The following is a 17610-nucleotide window of genomic DNA, read 5'->3' as shown; positions in this document are numbered from 1 at the left end:
CTTATGTTGTATTTAACTAAGGATGATGGCAGTAATTAACCCAAGTGCTGCGAACAGACCAACGATCGCACCACCTTCCTCGTGGGCTTCCGGCATCATCGTCGAAGCGAGCATCGCAATGATCCCACCGCTTGCGAAGCCACCGATCATGGCGAATTGCATGTCCGGGAGTTCTGCGAGAATTGTGTAGCCGGCGAGCGAGGCGAGGGCGGAAATCAACCAGACGACTCCCCACATCAGTAGTACTTTGTTCTTCGAAAAGCCATCTTTTCGCAAACCGGTCGTACTCGATAAGCCTTCCGGGATGTTGCTGACGAAAATCGCCGCGACGAGTGCCGCGCTGACATTTCCGGATAACAGACTGGCACCGATCATGATTGATTCCGGGATCGCATCAAGAATCGTCCCGAAGAAAATCGCTGTTCCCGTGCCTTCGTTCCCACCAGACGAGCGTTTCCGTTTACTCGCGCCGCGTGACGAAACGAATAGGTCGAATCCCGTAAAGACGAGTGCTCCGACGATGAAAGAGATTGCGACGACGAGTGTCGTTGACTTCTTTAATGCTTCATCGAGTAACTCGAACGTCGCTGCTCCAATCAAGATCCCGGTCCCAAACGACATGATGTAACCGATCAGGCGTTGTTTTAATGGTAAGTACAATCCGAACAGGGCACCGATGACAACGGCACCACCTGCTAGCGCTCCCCAACCGAACGCTTCCCACATACGATCGCCTCCTTCTTGTCCTTTCTACCTGTTCTAGATAATTCATAAACATAGCGAAAAGAAATAAAAATAGTTCGCGACGCATGCAAGAGGCTGACTTAAAAAAAGAATGACGCGTCTTTTCACCCCCTTTCCTCAGGCGAGATACAAGATCCTGTAGGAGTGGCGTGAAACGCATCATTCTTATCTTTGTGGAGACCGATTTCTTGAGTCATTGAATCTCAATCATTAGAACGGTTGTTTATTTAACCAATGTCCACCGTCAAGAGCGATACATTCTCCGTTCAAGTAGCGGGCTTGATCTGACACCATCCACGTTGCAAGTGTTGCGATCTCTTCCGGTGTCCCGAATCGACCGAGTGGAACGTTGCGGCGAATTCGTTCCGCGTGTTCTGGTGATAATGCGAGTTTGTCAGCACCACCTGTCCGTTCGATCGGTCCTGGACTGATTGCGTTGACACGGGCTTGATATTTATAGCCCCATTCGACGGCAAGCGTCCGCGTCAAGTTCAGGACACCGGCTTTCGCAGCGGCGCTCGGAGCGACACCAGCGCCGGCCTGCCACGCATAAGACGCAACGATGTTGACGATTTGTCCACCGACGACTTGATCTTCCTGCCATCCTTTGACCAGAGCGTGACAGCAGTTGAATGTCCCGTTGAGGACGATATCGATGACCGTCTTCCATCCATTTGGTGATAACTCGTCGGTCGGGCAGATGAAATTCCCGGCAGCATTGTTGATCAATGCTTCGAGACGACCGAACCGTTCGCGTGCTTGATTGACTGCTGCTAGACAAGCATCCGCGTCACGGACATCCATCTGAATCGTCAGATGTTCGCCTTGAATCTGTCCTAGTGCTTCATCCATCAGTCGCAAGCGTTCCGCGTCGCGTCCTGTAACGACGACATTCCAACCGGCTTCCTTTAAGGCGAGCGCCATCGCTTTCCCCATTCCGTTCGTTCCACCCGTCACCATGATCGTTTGTGTCATATTGATTCCTCCTTTATGTAATGAATGAACAACCATTCATATTCTGTATTCAAAAAAGAAGGAGCGAACTCCTTCTTTTTCTAACTTATTGTGTTGCAAGAGCTGTATCTGTTAAGACAGGAACAACTTGTTTCTTACGTGAAACGACACCTTCGAGGTAAACAAGGTTGTTCGTCGCTTCAAGACCGTAAGCACGCTCGACGAGATTTGCTTCTTTCCCAAGGACGAGTCCAACTGAGTTGTTCGTCAAGATATCCGTGACGATGAAGACGAATAGATCAAGACCTTTTGCAAGGATGACTTCGTTGATTGCTGTTTCAAGTTCTTCTTGGCGAAGCAAGACTTCTGCTGTATCGACCGTGTTGACTTGAGCGATTTCGACTTTGAGTGTTCCCATCGTGAATTCTTTTGCATCAAGTGAGATCAATTCAGGAACCGTTTTCTTCGAGAGATCCGCTCCAGCTTTGAGCATCTCAAGACCGTAGACGTTCGCATCGACACCAGCGATTTCTGCGAGTTCACGCGCTGCGATGATATCTTGCTCCGTGCAAGTCGGCGATTTGAACAGAAGCGAGTCAGAAATGATCGCTGATAACATCAACCCAGCGATTTCTGGTTTGATGGCAACACCATGCTCTTTGTAGAGCTTGTTCAGGATCGTTGCTGTACAGCCGACTGGTTCTGCCCGGTAGTAAACAGGATCTGATGTCTCAAAGTTTGCGATCCGGTGATGGTCGATGACTTCTGTTACAGTAACCGCATCGATATCGTTCGCACTTTGTTGACGTTCGTTGTGGTCGACTAAAATGACGTGTGATGCTTCCGTCGCGACTTCTGTCACGAGACGTGGTGCTGAAACTTTGAACGTATCGAGTGCGAATAACGTTTCATCATTCATTTCACCAAGGCGGATGGCTTCAGCATTGACACCGAGTGCTTTCTTTAATTCTGCATAAGCGATTGCCGATGTGATCGTATCGGTATCAGGATTCTTGTGACCAAATACTAAAACTTTTTCCATGACGTGTTCACTCCTCAATGATTGTTGTCTCGCCCTATAGTGTATCATATCTCGGATTTAGAAAGCGTTCATTTTCACCATGATACCAGCGATTTTTTCACTCCAGAATGGGTCTGACGCGTAAAAGACGTTCATGCCTTTTTGTTTGTTCCCAAGGTACGCCCCGCGGTAATAACGTCCATCCCGATCGAGATAATCCTTTGCGATGAATCGACCGGTTTGCTCGATCGAGTCCGTCAAGGATTTATAGACGGTTGCATCTTCTCCCGGTGCAGAATCGGTCGCATTTACGCCGAACAAGTTATTTTTCTCGCGGGCAATCTCAGACCGTCCATAATCGGATTCGTGAATCGCATGTGCAAGCAGATAAGCCGCATTGACACGGTATTTCTTTTCCACGGACTTAAAGACCTTTCCTTTACCGATCAAGGGACTGTCCGGTGCTTGCTCCTTGATGAACGCATCGAGTTGTTTCGCACTGAGTCGCGTCGGTTTCGTCAAATCACGTGTTAATGTCTTCGATTCGACATATTTGCTCGTCCGAGGAGTCGTTTTCGTCGCTTCGCCGGCAACGATCAGTCCACCAAGTCCGTTGTCCGCAACGATGTAGTGAAGGAGACGACCACCTTTCGTCTGATAGTACGACGCATTCGAGACACGTTCTGCCGGGAACGGACGTAGGCGGTCCGTTGGGACATGACCCGTCACGCCGGCGATGCTGACACGACTTGTCTGTTCCCCGAATTCAAGCAACTGGACACGTGTACCGGAAGCGACATACGTGAGCCGTTTCTTTAAGTCGGCGTTACGATGAATCGACAGGATACCACGATCGTCGACGATCCCAGTACCTGGTCCACCAAGGTAGACGTAACGGTCGTCCGATGAACGTTTCACCGCACCACGCTGACCCGCGTATGCCTTCGCTTCAGTGAACGTCTGGAAGTCTTGCTCGTTGATTTTACCTTTCTCATAGCGCTCAGCAGAATAAGGCGCTTTTGGGGTTAAGACGGTCTTCGGTTCCTCGCGGAGCCAAAAGAACAAGAGTACTCCGATGAGGAAGAAAAAAAGTAATCCTTTTATCGAACCGGTCCGGCGCACGGGGCGACCGGGGCGGATGGTGCGTGTCGTCAAAGTAAATCACGTCCTTTAAATAGCAATGGACATTCGTGTCCAACGTAGGTAGTCTAACAAAGAAAAACAAAAGGGGGTGAACCTGTTGCAAATCGGTTATCGCACGTTGAAGACAGCGGTCGCTGCTGCGCTCGCGATGTGGATCGCAGAACAGCTCAAGCTCGATTATTACGTTTTCGCAGCCATCATCGCCATCTTAAGTATTCAATCGACACGAAAGAAGACGTTCCGGTCTTCTTACGAACGCATCATGGCATCATTACTTGCTATCGTGCTCGGATTCATTCTATTCGAGATCATCGGCTATCGTCCGGTGACGTTATTGATCTATTTCATTTTATTCCTTCCATTCGTTCAACGCCTCCGACTTCAGGACGGTTTCATCACGAGTGTCGTCATTCTGACACATTTGTATACGGAACGTCAGCTCAACGCGCACATCCTGTTAAATGAATCCTTATTGCTCGGAATTGGTGTCGGTGTCGGATTGCTTGTCAACATGTACATGCCAAGTCTCGATCTGTTGATTGACGACCGACGAGAAAAGATTGATCAACGGATTGCGTCCTTATTCTATGAAGTCGCCGCTGCGATCGAGACAGGGCGGGTCAATCATCATGCGTTGACATTAAACGAGACAGAACGTCTGTTACACGAAGGAAAGGATGCCGCTTTGAAACGGATGGGGAATGCGATTGGTCGTCGGAACGATGATGAAGATTATGCCTACTTCCGGATGCGTGAACAACAATTCGAGCTTTTGCGCGGTATCGTCCATCATGCGGAGGAACTGGTCCTCGTCGTCGAAGAAGGAAAAAAAGTCGCCGCCTTCTTTCGGACGATTGGTGACAATGTCCGACCTGAAGCCGACGCAATGGTGTACATTTCAGAACTAGAGGCATTATTGACACGTTTTCGTGCCTCTGCCTTACCCGTCACGCGGGAAGAGTTCGAGGTCCGCTCTGCCTTGCTGCACATGCTACAAGAAGCGGAGCAATATTTACGTTTAAAACAACGCTACGTCAATCAAAAGAAATAAAACATCGTTGAAGCGAACGTACCAAGCAGGAAGATCGCTAAAATCCCGATCGTCGTCCATTTGATGATGCGTTGTTGTTTTGATGGTTTTGCCATATCGTCATTGACTCCTCTCTTGTATCGACTGATTACTGCCATTGTACAAACAACCTTTCAGAAGTGCAAATGACGATCGGGATGGTATACTAAAAAAGCGCTAGTGGATTGAAACATATTTAGAGGAGGTTTTTGTCATGGTCAATGAACAACGCGTATTGGATACGTTTTTAGAGCTTGTCCAGATCGATTCGGAATCAAAAGAGGAAGCACGAATTTGTGCTCATTTGAAAAAAACGTTCGAGGATCTCGGATGTGACGTGTTTGAGGATGACGCTTCGTCTAAGACGGAACATAAAGGGAACAATTTAATTGTCACGCTTCCGGCAACAAAAGACGGCGTCGATAAAATTTATTTCACTTCCCATATGGATACAGTATTCCCGGGTCAAGGCATTAAACCAATCATCGAGGACGGTTATGTCAAGACGGACGGCACGACGATTCTTGGGGCAGATGATAAAACAGGTCTCGCCTCTCTGATCGAACTCGTGCATGTATTGAATGAAACGAAACAACCTCACGGGAAAATTCAGTTCGTCATCACAGTCGGTGAAGAATCTGGACTCGTCGGTGCGATGGTTCTTGACCCATCAAAAATCGATGCTGATTACGGTTTTGCACTCGATTCAGATGGAAAAGTTGGAGACATCATTACGGCGGCTCCAACTCAAGCAAAAGTCAATGCAAAGATTTTCGGGAAAACAGCGCACGCTGGTGTCGCACCGGAAAAAGGTGTCTCGGCGATTACGATTGCTTCGAAAGCGATCGCGAAGATGCCGCTCGGTCGAATTGATGAAGAGACGACAGCGAACATCGGACGGTTCAGCGGTGGTGGTCCGTCAACGAACATCGTTTGTGATTATGTCGAAATCTTCGCGGAAGCACGGTCGCTCGTCGCTCCGAAGATGGAAGCGCAGACTGAGAAGATGAAAGCAGCGTTCGAAGAAGCAGCGGCAGAACTCGGTGGTCGTGCCGAAGTCGAAGTCAAAGTCATGTACCCAGGATTCAAATTCGAAGATGGAGATCAAGTCGTCGAAGTCGCAAAAGCAGCGATCACACAACTCGGACGCACGCCACGCCTCTTACATTCTGGTGGTGGATCAGATGCCAACGTCATTGCTGGTTTTGGTATCCCAACGGTTAACTTAGCTGTCGGGTATGAAGATATCCACACGACGAATGAGAAGATGCCGATTGAAGAACTCGTCAAAACAGCGGAACTTTGCGTGACGCTAGTCGATTACATCACGAACAAATAAGCTGATGAAACACAAAAAGAGTGTATCGCAACATTGCGGTACACTCTTTATCATTGTACGATTAAACTACTTGAGGACGATCCACATATTCCATAGACTCTAGAACGAGTTCTTCTGTACATAATAAGGTCGAAGCGATTTCATCGATTTGAATCGACTTTCCGTATTTTTGCCGATAACTCTCGTTCAGTTTGCGGGCTTCCCGGACGATGCGGGCATATGTCCGTTCAATCTTAGTCATGGAAAAAAACCACCTTCCAAATCTGAATAGGTACAGTTTACCATGCTTCAACAGAAGAAAGGTGTATTTTGTGTATAAAAAATGCTAATTTTACGAAAAGGGGAAAAAGATGGAATTTTATTTTTTAGGGACAGGAGCCGGTATGCCGTCGAAACAACGAAACGTCACATCGATCGCCTTGTTACACCCCAAAATGACCTGGTTGTTCGATTGTGGAGAGGCGACGCAACATCAAATCTTACACAGTCCGATCAAACCACGGAAAGTCAACGCGATCTTCATTACCCATTTACACGGGGATCATATCTTTGGGTTACCAGGATTCATTAGTACAAGAGCAGCGCTGGAAGGAACGACACTGCTAACGATCTATGGACCGACCGGGATCAAAGAATGGATGGACGCGACATTACGCATCACAGGAACATACCTACGTTATCCACTCCGGATCGTTGAAGTCGAAGACGGTCAAACCTATGAACAGGACGGATTCCGCGTGACGGCGCGCTCACTTGAGCATCGTTTCCCGGCGTTCGGGTACCGACTAGAAGGACCAGAAGAGCGGGGTGCTTTGCGTGTAGATGCACTGCAGGAACTAGGAGTGCCTTCCGGTCCGCTCTATCGCCGGATTACTCTAGAAGAAACGTTCGAGTTCAATGGCACGATCTATCCATCGTCTGACTTTTTAGAATCACCAAAACCAGGTGTCAAGCTTGCCGTTCTTGGTGATACGATGCCATGCGCGGCGTCCATCGAACTGGCGCGAGATGTCGACGTATTAGTCCATGAAGCGACGTTCGCCGATCGAGAAGTCGAACATGCGGGACGCTTCGGTCACTCGACTGCCCGTCAGGCAGCTGTCATCGCGGATACGGCTCAGGCGAAAAAGCTTCTCTTGACGCACGTTTCCGCTCGTTATGTCGATCAAGAGGAAGTACTGGAACAAGAGGCACGAGAAGTATTCGCGAACAGCCATCTCATGTTTGATCACCGGGTAGTTCCGGTCAAAGGATAGGCGATGGACTTTCTCATTCTATGGGCACTCTTTTTACTGGCTGCTAGTGGCTTAGCGTTCTTACTCGAGCGGCGGACGGAAAAAGAAACATACTTGTATATGAAGTTCATTTTTTATGCGTGTCTCGGGGCCGTGTCGTTTCCAGTCTATGATATTCAGTTACCGCTCGGCATCATCATTTTCCTGATCGTCCTGCACCCGAAAAAGAACTCGCGTTATAAACGGTACATGGCACTCTTTGGGTTCTTATTTTTCCTGTTCCAACTCTTTCTCGGTCCGTTTGATGCTGGGATGTTGCGGGAAGAGACACAACAGATTGGTCGCGTGACAATCACGGATGATTCGTTCGATCGCTTTCTCACGCAAGTCGAACGCCGTGTCGGAGAAGACGGATTGCGATTGGAACAAAGTCAGTTGATGTTCGATCGGGGCGGGAATCTAAGGAACGCGTCGTTTGAGATGCTCGTCCAAACTCCGAAACGGTTCATTCGTTATGATGTCAGTTATCAAGAGTTGACCGGAACGATTTCCTATCGACCACGTGAAGAGTTGGCAACGAAATCATTGACGTCATATTATCAGAAACTGATTGATGCGAACCAATCGTTTGAGACGTTACGAAAACTCTCGATTCATGAGATTTTGCATGATTCCAAAACCCCCTATATCGAGATGGATCTCGATGGGCTATACGAAACGTTTAGTTTGCAGGATGCAACGGTCTTTTTGATCGATGACAAAGGGAAGCTAATTCCGTATGTCAATACAGGAGATGATGTCTTAGCGAATGCAATTCGCCTGACCTATCTCCGTTCTGACGGTCAATCCCTACGAGACAAAACCATTCTGTTATACAATTACAGCTTTGAGACCTCAAGGCGAAAAGGAGTCGTACGATGAAAAAATGGCTATTTGCTGCAAGTATTGTGTTACTTGCCGGTTGTGCAGAAACAAAAGAGAAACAACAAGCAACGTCTTGTGAGACCGAAGTGAAGGTGTCAGTCGTGGATCACGTCAAGGATAAGACATTATTCGATAAAGACGTGTGCTTGGACAAAAAAGATACAGCACTAGATGCGCTTGAGGATACGACGCTTGATGTCGTCAAAACAGGTAAGGGTGAGATGGCATATGTCACGGCAGTCGATGGGATTCGTGAAAAGTCAGCTGGAGCAGGAAGTGGCTGGGTCTTCGGGGTCAACGGCAAACCAGGCGAAGTCGGTGCTGGGAGTTATGAACTGAAAAAAGGAGACCGTCTTGAATGGCGGTTTGAAAAAGATGCAATGGCTTATTTTGAGTAAACCAGAACGGGAGCGACTTCACCCAGTGAACGTCGCTCTCTTTTTCATCGGGATGATCACGATTCCGTTCGTTCTCACACACGATCAAACGATCATCGTCGTCTATCATCTACTCTTGTTCTTATTCGTTCAAGAGCGGACTGTTTTTCGATATCTCTTACTTCCTGCCATGTATGCCTTTATGATGTGTGTACCACTCCTATATGGTGAAAGCGTTGATTCGTTTGCGATATATGAAACGACGATTCAGGTGACATTATTCGTCACCTCAAGTCAATGGATCTTCACGATAGTTCGACTTGAGCAGATGGGACCGTTGTTTCGTTTTCTTCCTCGACTAACGCGATTGACGGGGATGGTCCTGGCGCTAATTCCCTCGTTTTTACGGACTTGGCCGGAGGTTAAGATGAGTCATCCTGATACGTCGCTTGGCGTTCGACTGGAACGGATGGCGGCTTATCATATCATCCCGATCGAAGCGGAACCGTCTCGTTTACGACGGATCGCGCGACGGGACGTTCAGACCGGAGTATTACTAACAGTGGGACTACTGCTTTGTTTCACACCATGGGCAATCGTTTCGGCACTGTTTCTGCCAATATCATTATTAGTTACAAAGGGAGGAATCCGGGATGCCTATCATGTATACCGAGATCGATCGAGAAGAGCAACTGCGCCAACAGGCAATCGAACATGATCAATCGGTCTTGACCCCAGAGCACTTATTACATGGACGTGTCCGGGATCTGCTTGCGACCGCTTCTTTGTTCCGAGCTGGAGAACTCGCGACCTTGCTTGGCTTAGAAGCCTTTTTTGAAGCAGAGTCGAGTGAACTTTCCGCTGGGGAACAACAGCTCGTCGGACTCGGTCATGCGTTGTCTTCGTCACCAAAGACCTTGTTCTTGTCGGAACCTTTTCTCTTTCTTGACCATGTCAGGCGAAAGCGTTTAACGGGACTGCTTGAAGAAATTGAACGACGATTTAGTTGTCAGATCCACTGTTCGATGACGATCCAATCCGACCTCTCGCTGATGAGTGGATCGGCTGAAACGACCGGACGTCTCCTGAACCGGATTGAAAACGTTCAACATCGTTACCCGCTGCAGACACGGTATGCGCTCGTGACAGGAAAGTTATCGTTTCACCAAGGCGAACGGATTGCGATCGTCGGTGCGAATGGTAGTGGAAAATCGACGTTACTGCGGCTCGCACTCGGCGTCGAGCGACCACTTTACGGAAAAGTCAGACGGGCAGGAGAGACGCATTATGTACCAGCGCATCCGATGCTTGCACCACTAGACGATCGAAGTGGTAGTTTTGCTGTGCAAAAGAAGCGTCTCTTGGACGATATCGATTGGAGCAAGGACAGCTATTATTTTGATGAGCCGACAGCGGGTCTCAATGACAAGGCACGAACGGCTTTCATCGATTCGTGGAATACGAACTTGACGACGCTCATCGTCATGGCGACGCATGACTCAACTCTGATTCGAGCAGCGCATCGAATCATCTATCTTGTGCACGGAGAAGTAGCGTTTGACGGACCAACGGAGCAATTTTTACGTGAAAGCCGGCTATTTGTATGATCGTGGCAACGATTTTGATTATGGGTCTGTTCTTGATCATCTTCGAAAAACTGCCGATGACAGATCAACGATTACGATTCATCGCTATCATCACAGCAGCGGCAATCGTCGGACGATTGTTGTTTTCCAGTTTGCCGAATGTCCAGCCAGCAACGGCACTTGTCTTATTAGTAGCCGTCTTCGTCCATCCTATCGTCGGTGCCATCGCGGGGATGCTTGTCGTCGTGTTGACGAGTTTGTTTCTCGGAAGCGGTCCATTTGTTCTCTTTCAGGCGCTGGCGTATGCTACGATTACCAGTCTAGGATTCGTTCCATTTCTTCGATCCCGAATCGTATTGACTGGATATGGATTCCTCGCTGGTTTTTTATACGGATGGGTAAGTAATCTCGGTTTCTTAGTATTAACCGGATTTTCATGGCAGGCTTTCTTAACCCTGCTTGTGACCGGGGGAACGTTTGATTTACTTCATGGAATCAGTAACGCGATCTTCATTTGGATATTGTTTCCGATTTTTTTACGAATTTTGCATTCATTTGACGAAAAGAGGGGTACAGAATAGTAACATACGGAACGGGAGGGAAGGCATATGCTGGGATCATCGATTTCGCTTGCTTATGTCGTCATGTTACTCATCGTCTCGAGCATCGGCTTAGTGTTTGGCAGTATCTTGTTGATGAAAGATACGATTAGAGGACGTTACGCTGCTTGTTACTTACTTGCTGCCGCCATTTTCCCAAGTGCCATGTTGATTACCTCGTCAGAAGGATTACTGTTTCAACATTTACGGTTCGAGAGTTCATGGTTCCTTGCGATTGTCTCCTGGTTACTCGTCTTATCGACGGGCTATATCGTCTCAATCACGGGTGCGCTCGTCATTCGTTATCTGTATCGCTATACGACGACGTTCGACCGCGTCAAACGTTATGCAACGCGGCGTTTTCGTCATCATGAGGCATAAATACAAAAACGGAAGAACCAGCTATCTGGTCCTTCCGTTTTTTTCATGAATTCGCGTACAAGAGTTCTTCTTCTGTCGATGATTCTTGCTGGCGAGTAGGATCTTGAATTCGACCTGTCACTTCTGTCAGGAGACGGCGTGGTAAGAGACGGGACAAGGACACCATGGCGCGATTGCTTGCGCCTGGAACAACGACGCGACGCCCTTTGAGCATACCGCGGTACCCAGCGAAGGCGACGAGGTGTGACGGCATACTCTTGAACGGTAGCGTGATGTTCGCCCGGTCGAAGAAGTTCGTATCGGTCGGTCCCGGGCAGAGACAAGTCACACTGACACCTGAGCCGTCGACTTCTGTCGCAAGTGCTTCTGAGAACGACAGAACATAGGCTTTCGTTGCGTAGTAGACGCTCATGTATGGTCCTGGCATGAAGGCAGCGACCGACGCGACATTCAAGATGCGTCCAAAGCCACGTTCGACCATTCCCGGTAAGAGACGTTTCGTCAAATCCGTCAAGGCGACGACGTTGACCTGGATCGAGTTAATGTCTTCTGTTGGATCGATTTCCGCAAAGCGTCCCGACGTGGCGAAGCCGGCATTATTGAACAATAGATCGACCGTCAACTCTTGTTCCTCTAAGTACTGCACGAGACGATCAACACTGTCGCTCAGTGATAAATCAGCAGCGAATACATAGACTTTGATCTGATAGCGTTTTTCAAGGACCTGTTGAAGCTCCTTCAATTTCTTCTCATTGCGGGCAACGAGTACACAATCGAAGCCATCTCGCGCCGCGAGAACAGCGAGATCCAGTCCGATTCCACCCGATGCACCGGTAATCAATGCCGTTTTTCGTAACATAGGACATTCCTCCATTCAAAATCGTGAATCTGAGTCTAGTGTATACCATTCCATACCGTTCCCGCGAATCCTGTTTCGTAAGCATTTACTTTTCTTATCACTGGTCCAACCAGTATGATAGAACAGTAGAAGGGAAGTGGAATGGATGAGGAAAAAAGTAACCGTCGCCTTGTTGCTCGCGACGTTTTTAGCCGCGATCGAGGGGACGATCGTTGCAACAGCAACACCTGTCATGGCGAGTGAATTGAACGGGGCGAAATTAGTCAGTTGGATTTTCGCTGGATTTTTATTGTTCATGGCGGTATCAACACCGATTTACGGTAAAATGGCAGATTTATATGGTCGAAAACGGGTTCTCTTATTCGGAATCGGCGTCTTCACCGTCGCTTCGTTAGCCTGTGGACTTGCCCGATCAATGGAGATGTTGATCGTCTTCCGCGCCGTCCAAGGCATCGGGGCTGGGGCTGTGTTACCGATCGCGATGACGATCATCGGAGATTTATATACATATGAAGAACGTGGCAAGATTCAAGGGGTGCTTAGTGCAGTGTGGGGGATTTCGGGTGTTGCTGGACCACTTGTCGGTGGATTCCTCGTCGAATCGCTTTCATGGCGGTATATTTTCTTACTGAACGTACCGTTTGCCTTATTGTCGTTCTTCATGATCGTCGTCTATTACAAGGAGGCGGTCCGTGAAACGGAACGAAAAATTGATTATCGAGGTGCCTTGTTGTTTGCACTCGGGATGAGTGCGTTTCTGTACGGCTTATTGTCGGGGAGTGAGTCGGAGACGTTCTTGCGTCCGATCATTCTAGCGAGTTTTTTCATCAGTTTCGTGTTATTGTTCACGTTTTATCGGGTTGAGAAAAAGGCGAGCGATCCACTCTTGCCACCAGCGGTCATTCGCCATCCGGTCATTCTCGTGATCAACTTGGCAGTCTTTTTTTCCGCTTGGGTGCTCGTTTCGATGTCGGCCTATATTCCGATCTTCGCACAAGGAGTGCTTGGAAAGAGTCCGACCGAAGCTGGTTTCATGTTGATGCCACTGTCACTCTTTTGGACGCTAACCGCCATCATCGGTGGACGGACGATTGGTGTCGCCTCGCCACGGTATCGGACGATGACAGGAATGGGACTGCTGATCGTCGGCACAGTGATTTTATCGTTGATCACGCGCGAATCAAGTGATGTCTTTATCTATCTTGCCGTTTCACTGATCGGAATTGGTTTTGGTCTCTCACAACCTGTCTTCATGGTCGTCTTGCAGACATCCGTCGATTGGTCACTTCGTGGCTCAGCAACGGCCGTCAACTCGTTCTTGAGTACGACGGGGCAGACGCTCGGTGTTGCGATCTTCGGTACGATCTTTAACCTATCAATCCTTCGTTCGTTTTCAGCGTCGGATACGCTCTCAGGGTACGCGATTGATCCATTTTTCCAATCGAGTACGGCAAAAACGTTCGGACAGGACGTGCAATATGCGGCAGAAATCGCGTTATCACATGGACTACGTTACGTCTTCATCGGTGGCGTCCTTTGTGCGATCCTCGCGTTCGCGATGACATGGCGTTTACCGAAAGTTCGACCTGACGATCCACGATCGTAATGAAGGGGCTGACTAAAAAAAAGAATGACGCATCTTTTCACGCCCTCTCCTCAGGCGAGACACAAGCCCGTTTTCCTGCTTCATTCAAGCAGGAAAGTGGGTCTTGTTCGTCTCTGATAGCGCATAAATGCGCTTGTTCCTGTAGAAGTGGCGTGTGACGCGTCATTCTTTTTGTTACGAGATAAGGGTGGCAGATCATCATTCTGCCACCCTTATCTTTGTAGAGACTGACTTTTGAGTTAGACCCCTGTCATTAAGAGGATTGACTAGTGGCACTCTCACGCTGGGCGAGTTGTTCACGAATATCCCGTTCATTGCGTCGAAGGAACAATCCGATTCCGATCAACAGTAAAGCGGCACCGGTAATTTGAATCCATGTCAACTTCTCGTCAAACAGATAATATCCGAAAATCATCCCCCAGACCGCTTCACCAAGAATCGTGATGCTGACGATGCTGGCGCTGACACGAGCAAGGGCCCAGTTGAATAAATTGTGACCGAGTAACGTCGGGAAGACGGCAAGAAGAATATACAGCCACCAATCCTGTTGAAACGCAGCAACGAGATTCGTTGCTTGAATCAACGATAACAAGAGCAAGACGAGCGACGCGACGGCATAGACTCCGAACGAATAAAGGTTCGTTGAGACACTCGTCCGAACGTGTTGACCGAGCAACCAGTAACCAGCGACGAGAATCGTTGCCAGCAAGGCAAGACCGTCTCCGATCAAGGCACGCATGCCAACAGCGATATCTCCGTAAGCGACGAGACCGCCACCGAATAAAGCGACAGCAACGAACAGGAGTGCTTTGCGCGACGGATGTTGTTTGAAGAATAACGCGTTACCGGCCAGGACAAAAATCGGACTCGCGGTCACGAAGAGCGTTGAGCTCGCAACTGTCGTATAATCAAGAGAGAGGAACCACAGCCAAAAATGTCCGGCGAGCAAAACGCCACTTAACAGCATATGCCGGATCGTCGACGAACTGAGCTGCAACAGTTCCTTCAATCGAATGAGTGGGAGCAACAACAAGGTCGAAAACAACATGCGGTAAAAGGCGACAGCCTCGATCGGGGTCTCCGCCCACTTGACGAAGATTGCCGATGTTGAAATAAAGAATAAAGCCATGAATAACGTAAAATAGGGCATGGGTACCTCCACATGTCTGAAGTAAGGAAATGAGGGTGAAGCGTGTGCAATTGATCATTGCTGAAAAACCAAAACAAGCGGAAAAACTGGCAGCACCGTATCCGTCCGTGAAGCGGGACGGATACATTGAAATCAAACCATGTGACCGATTTCCGCAAGGAGCAAAACTCGCTTATGCGGTCGGACACTTATGCGAACTGCAGGAGCCTGCGCATTATGACGCCAAATGGAAACGATGGAACTACGATCATCTGCCGATCATCCCGGAACGATTTGATTACCGACTGGCAAAAGGCAAGAGTAAACCATACCAGGTCATCAAGAAATTATTGAATGAGCGGACGACGACTTCCATCATTATAGCATCGGATGCCGAGCGAGAGGGAGAGGCAATCGTCCGATTGATCTTACGTCTCGCGAACAACGCAAAACCGTTGCAACGACTCTGGATTTCGAGTCTGACGCCTCAAGCCGTTGACCATGGGTTTGCGAACCTGCTCGATGGAAAGGAAACGGAGAACATTTTTCACGAGGCGATGAGTCGCGCTTGCGCCGATTGGTTGATCGGGATGAATGCGTCACGTGCGTATACGACGTTACTGAAGAAGAAGGGCATCGCCGACGTCTTTTCCCTCGGACGGGTCCAGACACCGACGCTTGCACTGATTGTCGAACGGGAAAAACAAATCGAGAATTTCCGACCGGAGACGTACTACGAAGTCGAGGCGGATTTTACGCGATACAAAGGAAAATATATCAATGCGAAGAAACAGACGAAGCTGAGTGACCGTGACCAGGCACAAGCGATCGTGGATCGGACGAAAGGAACCGGAGTCGTCGCATCAATCGAGAAAAAGCGGCAGACGGAACGACCACCGTTTTGGTTCAGTTTGTCACTCTTACAAACAGAAGCGAGCCGACGGTTTGGTCTCGGTGCAAAAGAGACGCTCGATATCGCGCAAAAACTCTATATCCGTGGTTGGATCAGTTATCCGCGAACGGACTCTTCCTTCGTGACGAAAGAGGAGGCGGGACAGTTCCCGGTCATTCTTGATCGGTTATTGAAGCAAGCGGAATATAGCCCAATCAAGGATGTCCTGACGAACAATCCAGCTAACGATAAACGCTACGTCAATCCGGCAAAGGTCAGCGACCACTATGCGATCATTCCAACAGAAGAGGCGGGTGCCGTCGCGAAGCTCTCTGGACGAGATGCGCAAGTCTACGATTTAATCGTTCGCCGTTTCCTTGCTGCATTTGCACCGGACGCCGTCTCGGAGAAGACGGAAATCGTGACGACGCATGAGATGGACCGTTTTTTGACACGCGGCAGTCGGACGATTGATCCGGGCTTTAAACAAGTCTTACAAATCGAGTCAAAAGAAGTCGAATTGCCAGCCGTCGAACAAGGACAAGAGATGCCGATCAAAGGCTGTCGTCTGCTCGAGAAACAAACGGAGCCGCCGAAACGCTATACGGAAGGGACACTCATCCTCGGCATGAAAACAGCTGGTAAATTACTCGAAGATGAGCTACAAGCGATCATGAAGGAAGTCGAGGGACTCGGGACGGAAGCAACTCGTGCCGGGATCATCGACGGACTAAAACGGCGGGAATACATCAAACTCGTCAAAAAAGAGATTCATCCGACGCCGAAAGGTCGAATCTTGATCGATGCCGTGACGGGGAGTATTCTTGCTTCGCCAGAGATGACAGCGAAGTGGGAGAGCCGTCTCGAGCAAATCGGTAAAGGGGAAGCGTCGGCTGCCCAGTTCATTGAACAGGCGAAAAAATTGTCAGAGCATCTCGTCGTCGATGCCAAACAACGAATTGAACAACTCGCCGTTGATCCGACGCAAGTCAAAAGCAAGTCTCCGCGGGGTGCGACGAATCGTCCAGTCGGTCCGTGCCCACTGTGTCAATCAGCGGTACTTGATCGAGGGAAATTCTATGGCTGCAGTGGATATCAAAAGAACAACTGTGGCTTTACGTTACCGAAAACGATCCTTGGTGCCAAATTGACACAAACGGAAGTCAAAAAGGTACTCGCTGGACAAAAAACGAAGCCACTCGAGATGAAAAAGAACGCGCGTCAGTTCAAGGCGATGCTCTATCTCGAACGCGATCAATTAAAATTCGAATTCACGAAAGGGGAAGACTGATGCAATACGAACTGATTCAAAATCAAACGTTTCGTCCCGTCTTTGAACGACTGTTACAGGAAGGGCGTCGTTTGACGGTCTGGTTTCCGGACCACATCGAGGTACAGTCTGCAGAAGGACTCGTCGAAGAGGCAGAAGAACTATTCGGTGTGACAGCGGAAGTGATCGATGATCCACAATCATTCGGAAAACACATCCTGCTTCCGTACTTGACGGAAGTCGAGCACCGGGAAGATGGATTCATCCGCTATGAAGCTGAGCTGACAGAAGAATTACGCCAACTCGTACGCGAATTGACGTTACCGATGTTGACCGAAGGCGACTTCGAAGTGCTGTATTCGTACCAAATCGAGACGGAAACGGAGCGCTTCTTCGTCGAAGACTGGTTCCAAGCTGATTTGCAAAAAATACCTAACTAGGTGAAACTTTCTTGATCAGGATGACGTAATATAGCTTAACGT

General features: G+C 48.8%; 19 protein-coding genes. 12 read left to right on the top strand and 7 right to left on the bottom strand.

Annotated elements, in window-relative coordinates:
- Positions 1–12: 12 nt before the first annotated feature.
- From ACHWTJ_RS11600 to ACHWTJ_RS11585, 4 genes are all read right to left on the bottom strand, one after another.
- Entirely contained in the window at positions 13–726 is a 714-nt protein-coding gene (locus tag ACHWTJ_RS11600; RefSeq protein WP_047390876.1) for a ZIP family metal transporter, read from the bottom strand.
- A gap of 228 nt (positions 727–954) precedes the next feature.
- Positions 955–1719 (bottom strand): 2,4-dienoyl-CoA reductase, encoded by a 765-nt coding sequence (gene fadH / locus ACHWTJ_RS11595; protein ID WP_214724501.1) that lies wholly within the window; start codon positions 1717–1719, stop codon positions 955–957.
- Between the two features lie 85 nt (positions 1720–1804).
- A complete protein-coding gene (locus ACHWTJ_RS11590) occupies positions 1805–2740 on the bottom strand; it encodes a manganese-dependent inorganic pyrophosphatase (RefSeq protein WP_035409025.1) in 936 nt (311 codons plus the stop codon).
- A gap of 57 nt (positions 2741–2797) precedes the next feature.
- Positions 2798–3874 carry an N-acetylglucosaminidase gene (locus ACHWTJ_RS11585; protein ID WP_394679756.1) on the bottom strand — a complete coding sequence of 359 codons (1077 nt, stop codon included), beginning with the start codon at positions 3872–3874 and terminating at the stop codon, positions 2798–2800.
- A gap of 85 nt (positions 3875–3959) precedes the next feature.
- On the opposite strand from ACHWTJ_RS11585, the gene ACHWTJ_RS11580 reads away from it, so the two are divergent.
- The gene (locus ACHWTJ_RS11580; protein WP_294742682.1) at positions 3960–4913 is read left to right on the top strand and encodes an aromatic acid exporter family protein; all 954 of its coding nucleotides are present in this window, start codon (positions 3960–3962) and stop codon (positions 4911–4913) included.
- Between the two features lie 232 nt (positions 4914–5145).
- Positions 5146–6270 (top strand): M20/M25/M40 family metallo-hydrolase, encoded by a 1125-nt coding sequence (locus ACHWTJ_RS11575; RefSeq protein ID WP_050678519.1) that lies wholly within the window; start codon positions 5146–5148, stop codon positions 6268–6270.
- A gap of 61 nt (positions 6271–6331) precedes the next feature.
- Here ACHWTJ_RS11575 and ACHWTJ_RS11570 read toward each other — a convergent pair whose 3' ends face one another.
- Complete coding sequence (locus ACHWTJ_RS11570) at positions 6332–6511, bottom strand: hypothetical protein (protein ID WP_023467629.1); 180 nt, start codon at positions 6509–6511, stop codon at positions 6332–6334.
- A gap of 109 nt (positions 6512–6620) precedes the next feature.
- Between ACHWTJ_RS11570 and rnz the strand changes: the two genes are divergently transcribed.
- The 7 genes from rnz to ACHWTJ_RS11535 are packed head-to-tail and all read left to right on the top strand — an operon-like array spanning position 6621 to position 11372.
- Positions 6621–7526, top strand: a complete 906-nt coding sequence (gene rnz / locus ACHWTJ_RS11565) for a ribonuclease Z (protein ID WP_394679755.1) — start codon at positions 6621–6623, stop codon at positions 7524–7526.
- 3 nt (positions 7527–7529) lie between these two features.
- Entirely contained in the window at positions 7530–8426 is an 897-nt protein-coding gene (locus tag ACHWTJ_RS11560; protein WP_294742677.1) for a hypothetical protein, read from the top strand.
- Complete coding sequence (locus ACHWTJ_RS11555; protein WP_394679754.1) at positions 8423–8827, top strand: DUF4430 domain-containing protein; 405 nt, start codon at positions 8423–8425, stop codon at positions 8825–8827. The genes ACHWTJ_RS11560 and ACHWTJ_RS11555 overlap by 4 nt, the downstream gene beginning before the upstream one ends.
- Complete coding sequence (locus tag ACHWTJ_RS11550; RefSeq protein ID WP_394679753.1) at positions 8784–9524, top strand: hypothetical protein; 741 nt, start codon at positions 8784–8786, stop codon at positions 9522–9524. Before ACHWTJ_RS11555 ends, ACHWTJ_RS11550 begins: the two co-directional genes overlap by 44 nt.
- Positions 9460–10413, top strand: coding sequence for an ATP-binding cassette domain-containing protein (locus ACHWTJ_RS11545; protein ID WP_394679752.1), 954 nt, complete (start codon positions 9460–9462; stop codon positions 10411–10413). The genes ACHWTJ_RS11550 and ACHWTJ_RS11545 overlap by 65 nt, the downstream gene beginning before the upstream one ends.
- Complete coding sequence (locus ACHWTJ_RS11540) at positions 10410–10973, top strand: ECF transporter S component (RefSeq protein WP_294742667.1); 564 nt, start codon at positions 10410–10412, stop codon at positions 10971–10973. The genes ACHWTJ_RS11545 and ACHWTJ_RS11540 overlap by 4 nt, the downstream gene beginning before the upstream one ends.
- A 27-nt stretch (positions 10974–11000) precedes the next feature.
- On the top strand, positions 11001–11372 hold the full coding sequence (locus ACHWTJ_RS11535; protein WP_394679751.1) for a hypothetical protein: 372 nt from the start codon (positions 11001–11003) through the stop codon (positions 11370–11372).
- 43 nt (positions 11373–11415) lie between these two features.
- Here ACHWTJ_RS11535 and ACHWTJ_RS11530 read toward each other — a convergent pair whose 3' ends face one another.
- Positions 11416–12231 (bottom strand): SDR family NAD(P)-dependent oxidoreductase, encoded by an 816-nt coding sequence (locus tag ACHWTJ_RS11530; RefSeq protein WP_394679750.1) that lies wholly within the window; start codon positions 12229–12231, stop codon positions 11416–11418.
- A 145-nt stretch (positions 12232–12376) separates the two neighbouring features.
- Between ACHWTJ_RS11530 and ACHWTJ_RS11525 the strand changes: the two genes are divergently transcribed.
- The gene (locus tag ACHWTJ_RS11525; RefSeq protein ID WP_394679749.1) at positions 12377–13837 is read left to right on the top strand and encodes an MDR family MFS transporter; all 1461 of its coding nucleotides are present in this window, start codon (positions 12377–12379) and stop codon (positions 13835–13837) included.
- A gap of 253 nt (positions 13838–14090) precedes the next feature.
- On the opposite strand, the gene ACHWTJ_RS11520 is transcribed toward ACHWTJ_RS11525, so the two are convergent.
- A complete protein-coding gene (locus tag ACHWTJ_RS11520; protein WP_394679748.1) occupies positions 14091–14987 on the bottom strand; it encodes a DMT family transporter in 897 nt (298 codons plus the stop codon).
- Positions 14988–15031: 44 nt separating this feature from the next.
- On the opposite strand from ACHWTJ_RS11520, the gene ACHWTJ_RS11515 reads away from it, so the two are divergent.
- Complete coding sequence (locus ACHWTJ_RS11515; RefSeq protein WP_394679747.1) at positions 15032–17149, top strand: DNA topoisomerase III; 2118 nt, start codon at positions 15032–15034, stop codon at positions 17147–17149.
- Positions 17149–17568, top strand: coding sequence for a hypothetical protein (locus ACHWTJ_RS11510; protein ID WP_075642039.1), 420 nt, complete (start codon positions 17149–17151; stop codon positions 17566–17568). Before ACHWTJ_RS11515 ends, ACHWTJ_RS11510 begins: the two co-directional genes overlap by 1 nt.
- Positions 17569–17610: the final 42 nt, after the last annotated feature.

Origin of the sequence: uncultured Exiguobacterium sp. (genome assembly GCF_964277885.1) — a bacterium.
Classification (GTDB): Bacteria; Bacillota; Bacilli; order Exiguobacteriales; family Exiguobacteriaceae; genus Exiguobacterium_A.
The sequence above is the reverse complement of the archived record's forward strand: the minus strand, read 5'-3'. Positions and strand labels throughout refer to the sequence as shown.